The sequence below is a fragment of the Bacillus sp. JJ1764 genome (assembly GCF_036962145.1).
Classification (GTDB): Bacteria; Bacillota; Bacilli; order Bacillales; family Cytobacillaceae; genus Neobacillus.
The window spans coordinates 1-19,942 of sequence record NZ_JBALNY010000207.1 but is presented as its reverse complement, the minus strand read 5'-3'; the positions used below and the strand labels follow the sequence as shown (position 1 = coordinate 19,942).

The window sequence follows — 19,942 nt, the reverse complement described above, 5'->3', positions numbered from 1 at the left end:
CATTTAGGCTGGTTTTTTTATGGTTGATTTTTCAAAAATTTACAGACATACTTAAATTCTATATACAAAAAAGGGGGTTATCTTTTGGAGTTTATTTCTGGTTCAATCGTTGGGGTAATTATTGCGATTTATCTAGCAATTGATGCGCCCAAGCATCAAAAAAGTGCTGTTCTTTGGGCGATCCTTGGATTCTTTTTTGGTCCCATCACTTTAGGAATTTATTTTATAAAAACCGGACGTAAAGTTGCGGGATGGATCATTCTGATCATTGCCATCCTGGTTTATGTAGCCATTTTTGTTTTGGCCTTATTGGCAGCGATCTTTATTGGTGCAGGAATGCAATAATGACAGAAGGGACAGGTAGATGCCTGTCCCTTTTCTGTGCTTACTCATCCTTACGATCGCGGTCATTACGGTCAATGTCGTCCTCGATTATATCTTCATGCTTTGTGTTATAGTCCTTAACTGGATCCTTGTCTGTATCCGTGTTTTTGTCTTCTCTTGGCGTGTAATGATCATCCGTTTCCAAATCATTCCGGTTATTCCCGTTGTCCAGAGTATTTCGGTCATTCCGATTATCAAAATTATTTCGGTCATCCCGGTTGTCCAGATTATTCCTGTCATTCAAATTATTTCGGTCATTCAGGTCGTTGGGGTTATTCAAGTCATTCCGGTCAATATTGACATTTGGCGGTGCCGGATTATGAATATTATTTTTATCATTCTTATCATTATTACATGCACCCAAAAGCATCACTGAAAAAAAGGATCCCAAAAGCATTAACGAAACTTTTTTCTTCAAGCGAATTTCTCCCTTCAAAATGAATTAACTTAACAGTTTTAGCATTCCCATTGTTTTTGGATTATGAGTTGCCATTTTTTTGAAGGGCACAAAAAAAGACCTAGATCACTCTAAGTCTTTTCAAAAAATTACGCTTGTTTTTCCCCTAACGCAAAGGTAATTTCCGCTTCACAGGCAATTTCACCGTCAACGGTGGCCACAGCTTTACCTTTTCCAATTGGACCACGCAAACGGACCATTTCAACCTCTAAACGAAGCTGATCACCAGGCTTAACCTGACGCTTGAATCGGCAATTATCAATACCTGCAAAAAACGCTAATCTGCCTCGGTTTTCTTCTTTCTTTAGCACAGCTACGGCACCAACCTGGGCAAGTGCTTCTACAATTAAAACCCCTGGCATGACCGGATAGTCAGGGAAGTGACCGTTAAAAAACTCTTCATTTGCCGTGACGTTTTTTATGCCAACAGCTCTTTTTCCTTCTTCGACCTCTAAGATACGATCCACTAATAAAAACGGATAACGATGCGGGATAATTTCTTTAATTTGTGTGGTATCAAGCATTTGATTTAGTACCTCCTACTAGGAACAAGTATTCATTCCTTATTGTAACACAAAAGAGAAGAGCATTAACAACTCTTCCCTTCCTGATTATCTCTATTTTTTTTCAACTAAATCCACAATATGCGTCCAGGTTGATTCCTTGAATATGTCCACTACTTTTCCGCTTCCAATAACTCCATAGCCCACAGCAGCACCGGACATCAGGCAGATGAACATCAAAACGACAAGTAAAAGCAAACGAAGCCAAATTGGAAACAAACGAATTCGCACCCGTTTATATTGCGGCGCTGCTTCTTCCGTGTTGTTCGTTTGGTTCTCCTCAATCCCTTTTTGTTCCTTTTTAAAATCTTCACGCGTTTGAACTTGTTCTTGGTTCAACTTCATTTCCCCTTTAAATAGGCCGGTAACCCCGCCACGGACTTAACTGAGTTATCCATATTATAACCCTTTTTATTTTCAGAATTCTTCACATTTATTCTATTATAAAAAATTATACACTTTATTACATTAATTTTTCAAAAACAAGCGTAAGACTTTATCCAGTTGAACCAAAAAAAGTCCAATGATCGTGGCTTGGCAGCCTGCTCATTAGACTTTTTCATCTCTATTGGTTAGATGTCATACCACCAAAGGCAAAAGATTCCACTTAACCTAATTTGCGATTTGGAATTCGATCAAGATTATCCAGCATGATGCCTGTTCCGATCGCCACGCATTCCATTGGGTTTTCTGCCACAAGAACAGGAACTTTTAGCTCTTCGGCAAGTAGCATGTCAATTCCATGTAGCAATGCACCACCGCCCGTTAAAATAACACCACGATCGATAATATCAGCGGAAAGCTCAGGTGGAGTGCGTTCAAGAACACTTTTTGCAGCTTGAACGATTACAGCAACTGATTCGTGCAGGGCCTGTTCGATTTCTTCGGAACGAACAGTGATGGTACGAGGCAAACCACTTACCATGTCACGTCCGCGAATTTCCATTTCTTCAGAGCGTGACCCTGGGAATACGGTAGCGATGTTAATTTTGATATTTTCAGCTGTGCGTTCCCCGATCAATAGCTTATACTCGCGCTTAATATGGTTCAAGATCTCCATATCAAACTTATCACCGGCCATTTTGATGGAGGAAGAAGTCACGATATCGCCCATTGATAATACAGCAACATCCGTCGTTCCTCCTCCAATGTCCACAACCATGTTTCCGCTTGGCTGGAAGATGTCCATTCCTGCTCCAATAGCCGCCACTTTTGGCTCTTCTTCTAGGTAGATCTTTTTCCCACCGCTTTTTTCTGCAGCTTCTCTGATTGCTTTTTGCTCAACACTGGTAATGTTGGTTGGGCAGCAAATCAAAATACGGGGTTTAGATAAAAAGCCTTTTACATTTAATTTGTTAATAAAATGCTTCAGCATTGCTTCTGTCACATCAAAATCTGCAATTACACCATCTTTTAACGGACGAATAGCCACGATATTACCAGGTGTACGCCCTACCATGCGTCTTGCCTCTTCACCGACTGCGAGAACGCGATTATTTGATTTGTCGATCGCCACTACGGACGGCTCGTTTAATACAATTCCACGGCCTTTAACGTGAATTAGCACGTTAGCCGTACCTAAATCAATCCCAATATCTCTTGCAAACATTCTCTTTTCTTTCCTCCTCCAAACGGAATCCACATACATTTCCTAATTGCTTATTGTATCATATTCATTAAAATTTCCCTAACGTTTTCAATAAAACGTTGTAAATTTTTGCTGATTTCTGTCAATCAGGAGGAATTTGAGAGAAATACTACTTTTTTTACATAATGCCAGAAAATTGTAACTATTTAACAGCCTCCCCCTCCTTTTCTTCCTTCTGATACTTCATCTTCGTCGCCTCGCCGCCCCGTAAATGGCGAATTGATTTATGATAATCCAAGATCTCTTTAACCTCATTTGCAAGCTCAGGATTAATTTCAGGAAGTCTCTCAGTCAAATCCTTATGGACCGTACTTTTGGACACGCCAAACTCCTTCGCAATCACGCGAACCGTTTTCCTCGTCTCCACGATATACTTTCCAATCTTGATTGTCCTCTCTTTGATGTAATCGTGCACACTCTCGCCCTCCCTAATATGGATGTGAGAACGTGAAATGAGACTCGCTTATCACTTCGACGAAATACTACTTCCGCATGGTGTTATTGGTGACAGGCACCGCAAAAAGACAAAATGCCAATTTGTCCACATGGGGTGGACAGTGTGCTCTTTAGCACACCCAATATGCTGTCAGGCACCAAGCGGCAGAAAGGTGTACTTTCTGATCATACGATGAATAATCATGTCCCCAGCTGAAATTCCATTTATTTTAAACGATTGCTCACCTCAAACACTCTCTTTTGATAAAGGTTTGTAACATTTTATTAGCTTGGATACGGGTTTATGCACAAAATACACAAAGGGGACAAGGGTTACGGTCTTATTTCAGAATAGTCAAATAACAACCAGAATATTCGACATTCCCACTAACCACTGTGAAATGGCACTGCTCTAGGTGCTAGTTAGGAAATACTAACGGTAATTTAATTATTTCCCAAGAAATTTGTCGTACAAAAAAAGAGTGTGTCAGTTAGGTTTTTTACGTTTATTCAACGGGATTACATTCGTTTTGACGCCTGGCACCCCTTGTCATTATAAAAAATATTAGATAATCTTGAGTATTATGTAGGAAGAAAAGAAGTTCCAATAATCGCACGAGAGGATTTGTATGACGTGACCCCGTTTACTGAAGCTGTGGTTAAAATAATAAAAAACATACCTGAAGGCAAGGTTATGACCTATGGACAAATTGCAGAGCATGCTGGAAGCCCCCGTGCAGCACGCCAAGTAGTACGCATCCTGCACTCCATGAGCAAAAAACACCTGCTGCCCTGGCACCGCGTCATCAACGGAAAAGGACAAATAGCCCTTCGGGATGACGAGTCCTATCATGAACAAGTCTTCTCCCTTGAGGCTGAAGGGGTTCAAATCGGCCTAAACGGCTCAATTGACTTGAAACAGTACCAATGGCACCCTGAGACAGATTCTTTGCCGATAGAAAGGCTTTAACGATATAGCCATAGTCGAGGCCCACTTTTTGGTACCTGTACCTTTTAGCTACCGCCAATTTTTTTGTACATACGCAAAAAAAAGAGGAAAAGTGTTCCCCTTCCCCTTGTTAATGGTTCTTTACATTATGAATTTGTACTTTGTTTAGATGTAGAAGATTCGTCTTGTTTGTCAGTAGAATTGTCTTGGTTAGTTTTCTTGTCTGACTTTTTTTCAGTTGACTTGTCATCACTTGACTGTTTATCAGTAGACTTTTCTTCTGTTGACTTTTTGTCAGTAGACTGGTCATCAGTTGATTTTTTGTCGGATGACGGTGTTTTACTGGTAGCAGGATCTTCATATTTTTTTTCAGTTTCTGTTGCTTTGGGAACTTCTGTTGAGCTTTTTTCTTCAGAAGTTTTTACTTCTTCTAACGTGCTTAATGATTTGTTAAAATAGTCTGTTGGATTAACTGCTACGTCATCTTTACGAATTTCAAAATGGACGTGTGTTCCAGCTTTTTCATTGAACAAGCTTTGCCCAGCCTTGGCAATTACTTGGTTCTGTTTAACTTCTTCGCCAACCTTGACCTTTACGTCTTTAATAGATGAATATTGTGTTACAATACCCTTATCATGTTCGATTTCAATCACGTTACCTAACACAGAATCTTCATCCACGCGAGTGACCGTTCCACTTAGTGATGCTGTCACATCAAACGTTTCGCCGTCCTTCATCGTGATATCGATACCAGTGTTTGGCTGATAGGTATTATTGTAAAATACTAGTGCTGCTTCTTGATCGGACGTTTTTCCATTAAAATCATAGAATTTGGTTTTGATTACTGCTGATGCAGCATTAGCCACAGGCATCTTGAAGTTTTCCATTGCTTTATTCACTTCAATTGCTGGCTCTTGGCCTTTTTTGCCTGCTAAATCAGTAGACTTGTAATCATACTTATCTGTGCTGTTCGCGCCGGATTGATACCAAAGTACGCCTGTTAAAATAATCGCTGCACTTGCAATATAGATGGCTGGAAATACCCAACGCTTTTTGAAAAAGCGTTTTACGCTGGAACTTTGAGAAGATCGTTTGTTTTCTTCCTCTCTCATTTTCATCACCTCAGCAATCATTCTGAACAGATAAGTAGAATTATATACACAAGTCTGAAAAAATTTTTAAAACTTATTTTTCGACACTGGTGCTCTTTTTATGCATCATGATTAAAAATATTTTTTGAAAGGATTTTATTACAAATGAAAAAATGGATTCTCCGGGTATTACCGCTGATATATATGGCAATCGTCTTTATTCAGTCCAGTCTTCCATCCAATCAATTTGTCGAGCTGCCTGATTCTAAGCTGGACCATACTATTAAAGAATCACTGCATTTAATAGAATTTGCGATTTTATATGCTTTATTAGTACTTGCTATGTTAACAAGGCGAGGTGCCTTCACACCAGCTTGGAACGCCGCCTGCGCGGTGTTTGCGGCCTTTTATGGGATTAGTGATGAAATTCATCAATCATTCTATTCGTACCGCTCCGCTTCGCTCTTTGACCTCGTAAAGGATTTTATTGGGATCATTGTTTCTTTTTATTTTGTAAGAGGGGCGTTGTTTGGGGGTAAATTTTCGAAGTTACGAAAAAGACTTGAGCGGATTCGTACTATAGGGGCTTAAATAGAAAAAAGAGCCGGGCATCAGTGCCTGGCTCTTCTTTTTACTCTATTTTTGCGCAGTGATCGTCGCTAACATGTTCGCTGCCGACGATATTTCAACGCCTTGATAATAGTACTTCACGATATCCTTGTAATTTTTCCCTTCCGACGCCATACCGTTCGCCCCATATTGGCTCATACCGACTCCATGACCAAACCCTCTGGTAGAAATCACGATATTATCACCTTTGCGCTCCCAGGAAAAATCAGATGATCTTAAATCTAACTTCTCACGGATATCCTTTCCCGTTAGAACTTTTCCGTTAAAATCAACCTTAGCGACCCGTTTACCTTCTGTTTTTGCTACAATTTTGCCAATCGTTTTGCTAGTGCCGATTTTTACCCCTAACCGGGATTCAAATTCCCTCACACTCATGACCTTTTGACTGTTAAATTTAGGAGAGTTTTTATCCCACGGGCTTGTTACGCTTCTTAAATAGGGAATGTTACCAGACCAATAGTCCTCTGAGTTCTCTGTGAAGCCATTGCTGGTGGAGAAGAAGGTCGCGTTGATTGGTTTGCCTTCGTAAGTTAGAATTTGGCCACTGGTCGCACGGACCGCCTCGAGAACTTTTTGTTTCTTCCACTCATAGTTCTTTCCCCAATCTTGGCGGAGCTGATCATCGCTCAAATAAGCTTGGTGCATCGGCGTATCTGTAACCTGAGCGCCTTTTGGAACCCCGAGCGTATCCTTCTTCATTAATCGGTTAATGATGTAAGTTCTTGCAGTTAACGCTTGAGCCTTCAGGGCCTCCTCATTAAAATCAGCTGGCATCTCTGCTGCTACAACTCCGACGAGATAATCCTCCAATGGAACGGATTCAATCACCTTTTTAGCTGAACGAAATACTGCTACGCTAACGTTAGCCGACGCATCAGCCGAAACCGATGGAGTGGCAGCTGTTTCCTGTTTTGGAGCCTCACTTACACTTTCCCCCAACTTACCGGTTGCCGCCTTGTCAGCAAACGGCAAAACAAGCACAGCAGGAATCGCCAAAATCAAGGCAAAAAGAACAGTCACTAGTACGATGAGTGGTTTGAAATTTTTCATGAATGAGCCTCCAGATTGTAAATTTTGACCACCGACCACAGCCGGTTTACCGTCTCACTTAAAACATATGGAGGAGGACAAGCATTTATTACAGAAATTTCTATTAGGATTTTGGGACCTTTGAGGAAAAGGGGGAGCTGTGGTGACAGGCACCATCCGTGTACATTTGTCCTCCACACGCGGACAAGTCCTCTTTTATGTGGAATTGTGATAGAGGTTTGTTGAATTTGCTTATTTTTTGTTGAATTCCATATAATTTTTGTTGTTATTGGCTGAGGTTTTGTTGAATGCTTCTCTATTTTTGTTGAATTCACCTTAATATTTGTTGAATACGAAATTTTATTTCCGAGCAGTTCCCTAATCTTAGCCCAAAATAAAAACAGGACCCGTATCCCAGGCCCCGTTGCTTTTGGTTTTGTTCAGATGTGTTCTTGTCATTACCCGCCGCTCCTGCTTGGCGTGTGTACTTACGCTACGCCAAAGGCATTATGCGTTTAGGTCTGTAACGAATTTCGGAAGTTCGACGAAAGTTTCATCTACTTCTTTCACCCGTTCAATATCCGCACCAAGACCGGCTAATTTATCATGGAAAGCCACGTAACCGCGATCTAAGTGTTTTAATTCGGTAACACGAGTCATACCGTCAGCAACAAGCCCGGTTAAAATTAAGGCTGCGGCTGCACGCAGATCAGTCGCTGAAACTTCAGCACCCTGTAAATTTGAAGGTCCGTTTAGAATCACTGAGCGGCCTTCAATTTTTATATCTGCATTCATGCGGCGGAATTCCTCCACATGCATGAACCGATTCTCAAATACCGTTTCCGTAATCATAGACGTACCTTCTGCACGAAGCAATAAAGCCATCATCTGTGATTGCATGTCGGTTGGGAAACCTGGATGAGGCATTGTCTTAATATCAACGGCCTTCAATCGCTCAGGACCGATGACACGAACGCCATCCTCTTCCTCCCTGATCGTAACACCCATCTCTTCCATTTTGGCAATCAATGAAGAAAGATGTTCGGGAACGGCACCCTTTACAAGGACATTCCCACCTGTAATCGCGGCAGCTACCATGAAGGTTCCTGCTTCAATACGGTCAGGAATAATATTATGATCTGCCCCAAACAAAATATCCACGCCTTCAATGCGAAGTGTGCCTGTTCCGGCACCTTTCACCTTGGCGCCCATTTTGTTTAGGAAATTCGCCAAGTCAACGATTTCCGGTTCTTTTGCTACATTTTCAATAATCGTTGTCCCTTGAGCAAGAGTGGCTGCCATCATGATATTCTCAGTGGCTCCAACACTTGGGAAATCTAAATAAATTTTTGCACCTTTTAAACGGCCGGCTACCTCCGCTTCGATAAAGCCATTTCCTACCTTTACAACCGCACCCATGGCCTCAAAGCCCTTCAGATGCTGATCGATTGGTCTGGATCCTATAGCACAGCCGCCTGGAAGAGCGACACGGGCACGACCATTTCGCGCCAATAATGAACCCATCACAAGCACAGACGCGCGCATTTTGCGTACATACTCAAACGGCGCTTCCTCTTTTAACACTCTGGATGCATCAACAACAACTGTATTATTTTCGAACATCACTTCGGCATTTAAGTTGCGTAAAACTTCATTAATTGTAAATACATCGGAGAGTGTAGGTACATCACGAATTACACTTTTTCCGTCACTTGCTAATAATGTTGCAGCGATAACAGGCAGAACGGCATTCTTTGCACCTTCCACTTTCACCGTTCCCAAAAGCCTTTGTCCGCCGCGGACGATGATCTTTTCCAAGAGTATTCCCCTCCGCGTCCATTTTCTCTATATTAATATTCAATCGTAATGATAGGGGTTCCAACTACGATAGTAGTCTTTCCGCCCAATCCTTCGGAGCGTAAGCCAATTTGCAAATTCATGTGATTATTTTTCATATCTATGGAGTTGGAAAACAACGGCGATTTCGCCGAAACAGACATGAACGTCTCCTCTTTTAACGCTTCGATTTGTTTCGCTTTAAAAACTGATAAATAATGATTTACTGTTGTTTGTAAAGCCGTATCAATCTTATCACTGACTACGCCTTTCATACAAGAAAAAATTGTTGGTTTTTTACGAAATATGTCAGAAAGCCTATTTTCAAATTTCCTTGTTGTAAAAAAGTCCTCAGAGGATTCATTCCAGGCTTTGCCATCAACCCTATATACTATATACGCATCAACAGGTTGTTTTGTGTGGGTAGCCATAATTTGAAGCATTTCGCTGTGGTGTTTAGATGTTGGAGATACTGCTGTGGCTTCCCATTTTGTGTCGGTAGAAACTTCCGACCAAGTCCAATCAGGAAACTTTTGCTTAAGTTGTTCTGCGTATTCCTTCACTTCATTTTCACTATTAAGGCCTGTAACATGTTCACGTGCATAAAAAGACCATTCCTGTAGCAAAATATTTTCGGCTCTCATAAGTGAGCCGATTTGCACTAAATCCCGAGCACTTTCTTTTGGCAAAGTAAACCCAGTGTCCGACATGCCGTTCGAGTTGTCTTCATAACCGTTGTTAGCAAAACGTCCTTGTTTTCCTCCATGGTACATAACAACGCTGCTGGCAGTCTTTTCTCCCTTTAAAAAAATAGTGCTCAAGCTGCCGTCCTTTTTCAAATTATGAATCAAATCCAGGCCGTCGTATGCCTCAGTTGTCCGGTTCCCAATTACAACCAGGATCACACAAAATACAGTAATCAGACTTAAATAAAACTTTAGATTTCTCTTCATTCTCTCTTCTCCCCTCCCTACCATTGTTTCCATTCGGGGAGAGTGCATACTTGGGAATTGTCGTCACTTAACGACAATTGACAAGTGTTGTAATACGTCTGACAAGTGTTTTAAAACACCAGTTTTACGTGAGAGGATAAAATTGTGATATTTATACTTACAACAGTTAATCATTGCTGTTATTTTTCCACACAAAGATGATTGTACTCAATATATTTGAAATTTGGAACATATACTAAGACCTAAATTTTTTCCAATTCAAATATTGTTTGCTAATACAGCTGTTCTGTGTTTCTATTGCAGGATTAACGGTAATTGTTGCGACCAATGCAGATAATCTAGGAAAAAGTTACTAACAGTCGAGCCAATGAAGATGGCTAGTAATATGTAAAGTAATCTCGCCTGAAACACATGATTGGGCCTGATTAACTTTTCGAGCCGAACAGCCTGTAGTGCCCACCAGGAAATGGCGATAAACACCAGATGAGAAATTATACTGACTAACGCAAGCTGCCCAATATCATTCAGCAAACTGTTACCTCCTTTTACACATTTTCACGCACGGAATCCAATAATATGGAAATTTTTCACGCAAAGTCTATTCTAACATATAGACGAAGAAAATGGGCAATTGTTTCTAAAAAATATTACAATTTCGTGACAAACTTTAATAAATGACTTACCATTCCCCAGAAACGAAAAAAGAAGAGGTCCCCCAACCCCTTCTTCTCTATAAGATAACCCCTTTTGGTGCCTGGCACCGTTTCCCATTATTCGTATTTGTTCGTGGTGACAGGCACCATTTGCTGCTCTGCCACCGGTATATTTTGAAAATCCTATCCCCTAACTGAAGAAGTCAGAGATGATGTCCAAATGGTTGTTCATGAAGTTGAAGGCGATGTTTGGTGCGATACCAAACAGGATGCTTCCAACTACAGCAATGATGAGGACAATTAGGATTCCAAATGGAATGTTTAGTTTGCTTTCATCGGCTGCCGGACGGAAGAAGATTTGTGTCATGACGCCAAAATAGTAGAAATAAGATACGACGGTTGTCGCAATCATAATGGCGGCTAACACATAATGCGGATTTGGTCCGGTAAAGGTTCCGATAAAGATGTTTAGTTTACCGATAAAGCCGGCTGTTCCTGGGAAACCTGCCAAGGAAACTAACAAAATACCCATTGCCACGGCAAGCCCTGGTGAACGGCGGTAAAGCCCTGCAAAATCTGCAATTTTTGTAGAGCCTGATTTTTCCGTGACCACTTGGATTACAGCAAATGCTCCCAAGTTCATAAACAAGTAGGCCAATAAGTAAAACCAAATGGAATAAAACATATTTGATGTTAATGTGGTTAAGGCCACCAGTAAATACCCGGCGTGGGCGATACTGGAATAGGCAAACATCCGTTTAATGTTGGTCTGTTTTAGTGCCACCACGTTACCAATAATCATCGTTGCTGCAGCAATGACAGCAAGGTAGTTTTGCATATTAAGAATGATTGGCGTTGATCCTGGACCGTCAGATGCAGCTGCTCCGAATACGGTTAGCAGAATTCGCACAACAATGACAAAACCTGCTGTTTTGGATACGACGCTTAAAAAGGCTGTAACCGGAGTCGGTGCCCCTTGGTAAACGTCTGGTGCCCACATATGGAATGGTGCTGCTGCCAATTTAAAGGCTAAACCGACCAAAATCATTAAAAATGATAATCCTAGCAGATACGCTTGCTGGCCACTGGCTAACTGCGACAGCTTACCAGCAATTTCAAGCAAGTTTGTTGATCCTGCTAAGCCATACACATAGCTCATCCCAAAAAGCGTAATCGCAGATGAAATACTGCCGCTGATCACGTACTTCATGGCAGACTCATTGGACTGCAAGTTGGATTTGCGAATCCCAACCAGTACATAAGAAGGAATCGATAACAATTCCAAACCAATATAAAGGGTAATGAGGTCGCCGCTTGACGTCATGACCATACCGCCAAGAAGCGCAGACAGGAACAGATAATAAAATTCACCTGTATAGCGTTCCAATCCCTCTTTCGCTTCATAACTTACTGCTAAAAATAACACTAAGCCGGAACCAAGGAGCAGCAAAATTTTAAATGCGATGGCAAAACTATCAAGACGGAAGGTGTCATGTAAAATAGACTCGACCGCACCGCCGGCCATGCTTACCGTTGTAACAAGGGCTGCGAAAATGGCAGCTATTCCGACCCAACCGAGGATTTTTCGGTCAAGATTTTTCGGCATAAATAATTCTAATACAACAAGAATGGCAATCACACCAAGGATGATGAACTCCGGTGTCATGATGCTCCAGTTGATCGAAGAAAATTGCTCAGAACTCATCCCTCATCACCCTCCTAACCCAAGCATGATAGTCTCAAGTGTGGCATGAAGCGGTGAGCTTAGAACACTTGGGTAAACACCAATTAATACAATTAAAAGCATTAATACTAGTACTGGCACAAATTCCATGCCTTTTAGGTCAACCACACCAGTAAATTCACGATGTGATTTTCCATAGGTCATTCCAAGAACAGCACGCAGCAAGTACGCTGCTGTCATAATAATTCCAATTGTTCCTACAGCGGCAATCCATGGCATTTCTTTGAATAAGCCCATGAATGCCATAAATTCACTGACGAAGCCGGACATGCCTGGAAGTCCGAGTGAAGCCATAGCCCCAGCCAATAAGAAGCCGGCAGCAAGCGGCATTCCTTTTGCTAATCCGCCAAGATTTTCAATCAGTGATGTATCGGTACGTTCGTAAAGCACTCCCACCAAGAAGAACAATAACGCCGAGATTAATCCATGAGAGATCACTTGGAAGATGGCGCCTTGAATGCCTGCCTCGTTCATAGCGGCAAGTCCGATTAAGACGATTCCCATATGAGAAATCGAGGAATACGCCAGAACCATTTTAAAGTCCGTTTGAATGAAGGCCAGAAATGCTCCGTAAAGCAGGTTAATGACCCCAAGAATCGCAATAAGGGTTGCCAGCTTTTCAAACTGTGCTGGAAATATTCCCATGCCGAAACGGATTAATCCGTAGGCACCGATTTTTAATAGAATCCCAGAGTGAATCATCACCACGGATGGCGGTGCTTGTACGTGAACCCGCAGCATCCAGCTGTGTAATGGGAAAATCGGCAGCTTGACGCCAAAGGCAATTAGCAAGGCAATGAATAAGCCTAATTTTAAGTCGCTTGAAAGAGCAGCGTTTGGGTCTCCGACCATTTTTTGTAATAGATCAATATTGGTTGTTCCCGTTTTGGCGAACAGGATCATGATTACGATTAATAGTACGGCTGAGCCTAATCCGTTGTAGATTAAGAAACTGTATGCCGCTTTTTCTTTTTCAAAATAACCCCATTTCCCGATTAGGAAGAAGGTTGGAATCAGCGTTACTTCAAAGAAAATGAAGAACAGGATTAAGTTTTCTGCTGTAAATACGCCAAGCATGCCTGTTTCTAAAAGAAGGAATAGCATGTAGTAGCCTTTCCATTCTTTCTTCACGAATTTCGCTGAGGCAATGGCTGACAGGGTTGCCACAATGGCTGTGAGCACTACCAGCAGCAGCTGGAAGCCGCTTAAACCGAGTTCATAATTCACCGAAAAATATGGTGCTTCCACGTTCATTCCGCGGAATTGAATCCATGAAGTGGAAACAGAGAAATCAGACAAGCTTTTACCCCATTGGAAATGCAGATAAGTTGCCAGGGCAAGCAATAGTGCCGGCAAAGTAGCCAGGAGGCCAATGGTTTTGATCGCTTTTTCCACGGTTTTTGGCATGAAAGCTAGAACGATAATACCTAGTAAAGGGGAGAATACTAGGATTGACAGAACTGAGTGTAAATTCATCGTAAGTACCCCCCTGTTAATGCAAAGATCACGGCGAGCAGGGCTAAACCAATAAAGGCTACTGCTCCGTATGTTTGAACCTGACCGGTTTGCATTTTTGAGCCCATTGTTCCAAGCCCTTGAACAAAACCGACCACTCCCTTGACGATTCCTTCGACAAGGAAGACATCAATGAACTTACAGAAATAACTGATGGCTGTTGTGATGGCCACAACGGTCATTTGATAGAATTCATCGATATAGTATTTGTTGTAAAGAATCGTATGCAGCATGTCGCCTTGTCCGCTGAGCCAATTGCGGGAGATGGAACGTTTGCCGTAAATTAACCAAGCAAGATAGATTCCGAGTAATGATACGACAGTCGCGGCAATCATAATCCAGGCTGGGCCTTCAATGTGCCCGTGGCCAAGCGCTTCGTTGCCGTCAACAAGCCAGTCGCCTAAGAATGATCCGAACCAAGGTGTATTGACATAACCAGCTATGACTGCAAGAACGCCCAGAATGATCATAGGCAAAGTCATATTAGTTGGTGATTCGTGAACATTCTTCATGTCACTGCGTGCTTCTCCGGTAAAGACCATAAAGAATAAGCGGAACATATAGAATGCAGTAAAGAATGCAGCAATAAGGGCTAGCAAGAACAGGATTGGGTGTCCGCCTTCCCATGCAGCGACTAAGATTTCATCTTTACTGAAGAAACCGGATAGTAACGGCACACCGCTGATGGCCAGTGTTCCGATTAAAAATAGCGGCCCGGTCAGCTTTAATTTTTTCCAAAGCCCGCCCATTTCTTCAATGTTTTGCGTGTGTACGGCGTGAATCACGCTTCCTGCAGCCAAGAATAATAAGGCTTTAAAGAAGGCATGTGTCATGAGGTGGAATACCCCAGCTACATAACCTGCAGAACCCAGTGCAAGCATCATGTAGCCTAATTGGCTCACAGTAGAGTAAGCGAGAACCCGCTTAATGTCTGTTTGCACAAGGCCGATGCTGGCTGCAAAAATCGCCGTAAATGCGCCGATGACGGCAATCGTTAATAGTGCTGTTTTGCTGGCCAAGAACAATGGGAATAGAGCAGCGACTAAGTATACCCCTGCAGCAACCATTGTTGCGGCGTGGATTAAGGCCGATACTGGTGTCGGACCTTCCATCGCATCCGGAAGCCAGGTATGGAGCGGGAACTGACCAGATTTTCCGACTGCCCCGATAAAAATTAAAATCGCCGTTAGGGTAATCATAGTTTGAGAGACCGCGCCACCTTCGACTGCATGAAAAATCTCTCTGTATTCAAAGCTTTTGGTTTGCCAGAACAGAAGGATCATTCCAATTAAGAGTCCCACGTCCCCGATACGGGTCATGATGAACGCCTTTTTCGCTGCGGCCTTTGCCTCTTCTTTGTAAAAATAAAAACCGATTAATAGGAAGGAACCTACTCCGACAAGTTCCCAGAAAATATATGTTTGCAATAGGTTAGGTGAAAGAACCAGCCCGAGCATTGCAAATGTGAAAAGTCCTAAATAAGCGTAGAATACCGGGAACCGCTCGTCTCCGTGCATATAGCCCTTAGAGTACGTATGTACCAGGCAGCTTACGAGCGATACAATAAACAGCATTAATGCATTTAATTGATTCACTTCAAAGCCCGCTGTTAAATGAAGATCTCCTATCGTGAGCCAGTTAAACTGCTTTAAGAAAGTTGGCTCCGAAAAGCGTTCGATTAACACTAAAATCGAGAAAACAAGCGACGCAAGCGTAAGCAGAATCCCCACATACGCACTCGCTTCCTTCAACCGCTTACCGATAAAAAGAAGGATCACAAACGACAAAAGCGGGAAAAGCGGTATTAGCCATGCATTTTCCATCATTATCCTCCTTCGTGACAGGCACCACCTTGTATTGGTGAATAGTTTGTGCCCACACTTTTGCTTCGGTGGATGACATCCATAGTTGATGCCTCATTGGTGCAATATTTTTAAATCTTAGTTTTTCATTTCGTTCATTTCGTCGATGTTGACGGTTTTTTTGTTGCGGTAGAGAGCCATCAAGATGGCGAGTCCTACGGCTGCTTCTGCTGCGGCAACGCTCATGGCAAAAAGGGCAAAGACCTGTCCGGTTATGGAAGGGGCAGCGCCGTATTTGCTGAAGGTTACGAGATTGATATTGACGGCATTTAGCATTAATTCAATAGAAATCAGTACAATGACGGTGTTTTTCTTTGTTAATGCGCCGTATAGTCCGATGCAAAATAATATGAGTGCCAGTGCCAAGAAGGCTGAAGCGGGGATTGAACTCATTCCTCATCCGCCTCCTTATCTTCTCTTTTTGCTAAAACGATTGCTCCGATTAAAGCAACTAATAGTAAAACAGAAACAAACTCAAACGGAATAATATATTTGGAATAGAGTGCTTTACCGATTTGCAAGGTATTGTTTTCATGCAGGGTTGTTGGAACCTGTTCAATCGGGAAGTTGTAGATGCCGATATAGAATGCGAACGCAAAGCCCACAACTCCTAAAAATATGAGCACTTTTTTCCATTTTGAAGATTTTGAATCACTTTCGTCATCATAGGGCTTTGTTAACATAATCGCAAACAGCATGATTATGGTTATCGCACCGGAGTAAATCAGTACCTGTACCGCTGCGACAAATTCCGCTGAAAGCAAAATATAAATTCCCGCTATACTAACGAATGTAAAAATTAGCGCTACGACCATTTGCACGACTTTATTCAGGTTAATTAAAAGCACGCCTCCGATGATCGCCACAAGTGCAAGGGCCATAAAAGCGATAAATTCGCCCGAAAATGTCATGGTTTATTCACCTGCCGTATGTTTTCATCGTTCTCATCCAACCATTCCAGGTTTTTAAATAACATATCACGGCTGTATTCAGCGAGCTCGAAATTATTGGTCATGATGATGGCCTCAGTCGGGCAAACTTCTGTACAAAGGTCACATAGTATGCAAAGTTCAAAGTTGATATCGTACGTATCAATGATCTTCCCTTTTTTCGCTGGATCCGGATGCTTCTTACCAGTTAAGTTAATACACTCAGTCGGACAAATATTCATACACTGATTGCAGACAATGCATTTCTCCGGATAAAACTTCTGAATCCCGCGGAATCGATCCGGCAGCGGAAGCGGTTCATTCGGATAATCATAAGTAACCTTTTCACGCGACAACTGCTTTAGGGTATACTTCAAGCCTTTTGCTAATCCAAGCACGTTTTTCACCCCTTAAGAGTAGTATTGGGTTTACATCAATTACAGAGTGTAGACCTTATTATTGGTGCCAGGCACCACGACTTTTTTTAGAAAAATAAAGATTTGATGATGGCAGTTAGGAAGATGTTTCCCAGCGCAACCGGCATCAATACTTTCCATGCGAATTCCATTAACTTGTCAGCGCGCATCCGTGGGAATGTACTGCGGAACCACAAATAGATAAATAGGATAACGCAGAATTTGAGCGAGAACCACACTGCTCCTGGAATGAAACCCAAGAACCCAAATGGAGACATCCAACCGCCAAAGAATAGCACCACAATCAGTGAAGTCATTGCGAATAAATACACATATTCTGCCAGCATGAAGAATGCCCAGCGGAAACCGGTGTACTCGGTATGATAACCGGCAACTAACTCTGATTCTGATTCCGGAAGGTCAAATGGTGTCCTGCTCAGCTCAGCCACTGATGCTATGAAAAAGACAATAAAGCCAATTGGCTGCAGTAAAATAAACCAGCCGTGCTTTTGTGCATGAATGATATCATTTAGGTTCAAACTGCCTGAAAGAAGAATAACACCTAGTACGGACATAACAAGCGGGATTTCATAGGAAATCATCTGTGCAGTTGCCCGTGCTCCCCCTAACAGAGAGTACTTGTTGTTGGATGCCCAACCACCAAGCAGGATTCCGAAAACCGTTAGTCCGGAAATAGCTACATAATACAGTAACCCTACACCGATATCGGCAAACTGAAATTTATCTGTGAACGGAATCGTTGCTAGCACCATGAAAGAAGGAGCAAAGGCAATGACCGGCGCCAAAATAAATAACGGTCTGTCAGCAAGCTTCGGAATAATATCTTCTTTTAGTAAAAGCTTTAAAACGTCCGCAACGGTTTGTAGTAATCCCCAGCGTCCGCCAAGTTGGTTCGGACCGTGACGAAGCTGCATATACCCCATTACTTTCCGCTCTGCCAAAATCGAATACGTAACAAACCCTAATACGACTAATAGTAAGACAAGTCCCAGAATAAAGAAGATGATAAAGTTAAACAAACCGGGACTCGACTGAAGCATATCTTGTATCATTAGCCGTCCACCTCTCCAAGGACAATGTCAATTGCCCCTAAAATTGCAATCATGTTTGCAATATTTTCTCCCTTCAGTAACTTAGGAAGAATTTGCAGATTATAGAAGGATGGTCTTCTAAATTTTAACCGGTACGGCTCTTTTTTACCGTCACTATTGATATAACAGCCGATTTCGCCGCGCGGTGACTCGATTCGGACATAAGCTTCCCCTTTGGGTGCCTTAACAATTTTAGGGACTTTCGCTAAAATTTCCCCGCCGGATGGGAATTGCTCACAAGCCTGCTCCAAAATTTTCAATGACTCTTCGATTTCGGCAAGTCTGATTTGGTAGCGCGCCCAAGCATCTCCTGTCTCTCTTGTTGGAACATCAAAGGTAAAGCGGTCATAAATCGAATATGGCTCATCCTTGCGAAGATCCCATTTTACTCCTGTACAGCGGAGGTTTGTTCCACTTAAGGAATAGTTCAGAGCATCTTCCTTTGTATATTGACCAATTCCTTTTACCCGGTTTAAGAAGATTTCATTTCCTGTTACGAGGCTGTGATAACCTTCAAGCTGTTCACGCATATACGGAATGAAATCTTTTACTTTTTCAATCCAGCCTTCCGGTGCATCCCATTTTACACCGCCAACACGCATGTAATTGTAGGTTAAGCGACCTCCAGAAAGTTCATTTAACATATTGATAATCATTTCACGTTCACGGAACGCATAGATGAATGGACTGGTTGCCCCAAGGTCAAGCAGGTATGTACCCCACCATACAAGATGACTGGCAACCCGGTTTAGTTCCATTGCAATAACACGCAAGTATTCAGCACGTTCCGGTATTTCCATACCCATCATGGTTTCAACAGCATGACAAATAACATAATTGTTGGTCATGGCTGATAGGTAGTCCATCCGGTCTGTGTAAGGAATAATTTGTAAATACTGCAGATTCTCAGCAATTTTTTCTGTACCGCGATGCAAGTACCCGACAACCGGAGTTGCTTCTGTAATCAGCTCCCCATCCAGTTTGACAACCAGACGAAATACCCCGTGAGTACTCGGATGCTGAGGACCTACGTTCAAGATCATTTCTTCCGTTCTAATCATTGGCTACACCTCCACATCATACGGCTCATAGTCTTTTCTTAGTGGATAGCCAATCCATTCTTCCCCAAGGAAGATTCGATGCAAATTAGGATGTCCAGTGAACTTAATGCCCAGCAAATCGTATGCCTCACATTCAGGCCAGTCTGCACCCGCCCAAACAGGCTGAAGCGATTCGATCGTGGATTCATTTCGGTCAATCTTTACCTTTACCGCAACGGATTGGCGGTTTTTGTATGAGTATAAGTGAACATATACTTCCATATGTGTTTCAAAATCAGTGCCATGAAGCTCCGATAAATAGTCAAAACCCAAGAGCTCATTGTATTTTAAAAATTGAGCCAGCTTGTAGTAGGATTCGCGCTTCACGACTAGTGTCGGAACATCTTTAGAGAGTTTATTAATATAAAAGTCTTCTAAAACATCAGAACCCATATTTTCTTCAATGACTTTTACATACTTATCTAGGAATGGCTGATTTGGTGAAGGTTTGGCTTCTGCTGCCGGCTCTGCTGATTCTCCTGCTTTTGCCGCACCCGCTGCTTTCGCTTTTGCTGCTGCCGCCGCCTTTGCCTTTGCTTTGGCTGCGGCAATTGCTTTCGCCTTTTCATCATCACCCGCAGGCTCTTCGCCACCGGCCTGTGCTTTCGCTTTTGCCGCTGCGGCTGCTTTCGCCTT

General features: G+C 42.4%; 22 protein-coding genes. 3 read left to right on the top strand and 19 right to left on the bottom strand.

Features of this window, described 5'->3' with window-relative positions:
• Positions 1-84 precede the first annotated feature (84 nt).
• A complete protein-coding gene (locus tag V7083_RS21995) occupies positions 85-345 on the top strand; it encodes a hypothetical protein (protein ID WP_335482090.1) in 261 nt (86 codons plus the stop codon).
• Between the two features lie 40 nt (positions 346-385).
• On the opposite strand, the gene V7083_RS21990 is transcribed toward V7083_RS21995, so the two are convergent.
• The 5 genes from V7083_RS21990 to spoIIID all read right to left on the bottom strand — a co-directional run bounded on the left by V7083_RS21990 (position 386) and on the right by spoIIID (position 3,467).
• Positions 386-802: a hypothetical protein gene (locus tag V7083_RS21990; protein WP_335482088.1), complete on the bottom strand. Its 417-nt coding sequence runs from the start codon at positions 800-802 to the stop codon at positions 386-388.
• Between the two features lie 128 nt (positions 803-930).
• Entirely contained in the window at positions 931-1,365 is a 435-nt protein-coding gene (fabZ, locus tag V7083_RS21985) for a 3-hydroxyacyl-ACP dehydratase FabZ (protein ID WP_335482086.1), read from the bottom strand.
• 93 nt (positions 1,366-1,458) lie between these two features.
• Positions 1,459-1,749, bottom strand: a complete 291-nt coding sequence (locus V7083_RS21980; RefSeq protein ID WP_335482084.1) for a DNA-directed RNA polymerase subunit beta — start codon at positions 1,747-1,749, stop codon at positions 1,459-1,461.
• 262 nt (positions 1,750-2,011) lie between these two features.
• Positions 2,012-3,013, bottom strand: a complete 1,002-nt coding sequence (locus V7083_RS21975; RefSeq protein ID WP_335482082.1) for a rod shape-determining protein — start codon at positions 3,011-3,013, stop codon at positions 2,012-2,014.
• Positions 3,014-3,194: 181 nt separating this feature from the next.
• Complete coding sequence (spoIIID, locus tag V7083_RS21970; protein WP_007086083.1) at positions 3,195-3,467, bottom strand: sporulation transcriptional regulator SpoIIID; 273 nt, start codon at positions 3,465-3,467, stop codon at positions 3,195-3,197.
• A 654-nt stretch (positions 3,468-4,121) separates the two neighbouring features.
• On the opposite strand from spoIIID, the gene V7083_RS21965 reads away from it, so the two are divergent.
• Positions 4,122-4,457, top strand: a complete 336-nt coding sequence (locus V7083_RS21965; RefSeq protein WP_335482080.1) for an MGMT family protein — start codon at positions 4,122-4,124, stop codon at positions 4,455-4,457.
• Positions 4,458-4,582: 125 nt separating this feature from the next.
• On the opposite strand, the gene V7083_RS21960 is transcribed toward V7083_RS21965, so the two are convergent.
• Positions 4,583-5,548 (bottom strand): peptidoglycan DD-metalloendopeptidase family protein, encoded by a 966-nt coding sequence (locus V7083_RS21960; protein ID WP_335482092.1) that lies wholly within the window; start codon positions 5,546-5,548, stop codon positions 4,583-4,585.
• A gap of 144 nt (positions 5,549-5,692) precedes the next feature.
• On the opposite strand from V7083_RS21960, the gene V7083_RS21955 reads away from it, so the two are divergent.
• Positions 5,693-6,118, top strand: coding sequence for a VanZ family protein (locus V7083_RS21955; RefSeq protein WP_335482078.1), 426 nt, complete (start codon positions 5,693-5,695; stop codon positions 6,116-6,118).
• A gap of 45 nt (positions 6,119-6,163) precedes the next feature.
• Here V7083_RS21955 and spoIID read toward each other — a convergent pair whose 3' ends face one another.
• From spoIID to V7083_RS21890, 13 genes are all read right to left on the bottom strand, one after another.
• A complete protein-coding gene (gene spoIID / locus V7083_RS21950) occupies positions 6,164-7,207 on the bottom strand; it encodes a stage II sporulation protein D (protein WP_335482076.1) in 1,044 nt (347 codons plus the stop codon).
• A 486-nt stretch (positions 7,208-7,693) separates the two neighbouring features.
• Complete coding sequence (gene murA, locus V7083_RS21945; RefSeq protein ID WP_335482074.1) at positions 7,694-9,004, bottom strand: UDP-N-acetylglucosamine 1-carboxyvinyltransferase; 1,311 nt, start codon at positions 9,002-9,004, stop codon at positions 7,694-7,696.
• Between the two features lie 32 nt (positions 9,005-9,036).
• Positions 9,037-9,975 carry a YwmB family TATA-box binding protein gene (locus V7083_RS21940; RefSeq protein WP_335482072.1) on the bottom strand — a complete coding sequence of 313 codons (939 nt, stop codon included), beginning with the start codon at positions 9,973-9,975 and terminating at the stop codon, positions 9,037-9,039.
• Between the two features lie 294 nt (positions 9,976-10,269).
• A complete protein-coding gene (locus V7083_RS21935) occupies positions 10,270-10,506 on the bottom strand; it encodes a DUF1146 family protein (protein ID WP_335482070.1) in 237 nt (78 codons plus the stop codon).
• A gap of 312 nt (positions 10,507-10,818) precedes the next feature.
• A complete protein-coding gene (gene nuoN, locus V7083_RS21930; protein ID WP_335482068.1) occupies positions 10,819-12,333 on the bottom strand; it encodes an NADH-quinone oxidoreductase subunit NuoN in 1,515 nt (504 codons plus the stop codon).
• Positions 12,334-12,339: 6 nt separating this feature from the next.
• The gene (locus V7083_RS21925) at positions 12,340-13,848 is read right to left on the bottom strand and encodes an NADH-quinone oxidoreductase subunit M (protein ID WP_335482066.1); all 1,509 of its coding nucleotides are present in this window, start codon (positions 13,846-13,848) and stop codon (positions 12,340-12,342) included.
• Positions 13,845-15,713: an NADH-quinone oxidoreductase subunit L gene (nuoL, locus tag V7083_RS21920; protein WP_335482064.1), complete on the bottom strand. Its 1,869-nt coding sequence runs from the start codon at positions 15,711-15,713 to the stop codon at positions 13,845-13,847. The genes V7083_RS21925 and nuoL overlap by 4 nt, the downstream gene beginning before the upstream one ends.
• A 114-nt stretch (positions 15,714-15,827) precedes the next feature.
• Entirely contained in the window at positions 15,828-16,142 is a 315-nt protein-coding gene (gene nuoK, locus V7083_RS21915) for an NADH-quinone oxidoreductase subunit NuoK (RefSeq protein WP_335482062.1), read from the bottom strand.
• Positions 16,139-16,660, bottom strand: a complete 522-nt coding sequence (locus V7083_RS21910; RefSeq protein ID WP_335482060.1) for an NADH-quinone oxidoreductase subunit J — start codon at positions 16,658-16,660, stop codon at positions 16,139-16,141. The genes nuoK and V7083_RS21910 overlap by 4 nt, the downstream gene beginning before the upstream one ends.
• The gene (nuoI, locus tag V7083_RS21905) at positions 16,657-17,076 is read right to left on the bottom strand and encodes an NADH-quinone oxidoreductase subunit NuoI (RefSeq protein ID WP_335482058.1); all 420 of its coding nucleotides are present in this window, start codon (positions 17,074-17,076) and stop codon (positions 16,657-16,659) included. Before nuoI ends, V7083_RS21910 begins: the two co-directional genes overlap by 4 nt.
• 86 nt (positions 17,077-17,162) lie before the next feature.
• Positions 17,163-18,167 (bottom strand): NADH-quinone oxidoreductase subunit NuoH, encoded by a 1,005-nt coding sequence (gene nuoH / locus V7083_RS21900; RefSeq protein ID WP_335482056.1) that lies wholly within the window; start codon positions 18,165-18,167, stop codon positions 17,163-17,165.
• Positions 18,167-19,267 (bottom strand): NADH-quinone oxidoreductase subunit D, encoded by a 1,101-nt coding sequence (locus V7083_RS21895; protein ID WP_335482054.1) that lies wholly within the window; start codon positions 19,265-19,267, stop codon positions 18,167-18,169. The genes nuoH and V7083_RS21895 overlap by 1 nt, the downstream gene beginning before the upstream one ends.
• Before the next feature lie 3 nt (positions 19,268-19,270).
• A partial coding sequence (locus V7083_RS21890) for an NADH-quinone oxidoreductase subunit C (protein WP_335482052.1) occupies positions 19,271-19,942 on the bottom strand: 672 nt, incomplete at its 5' end.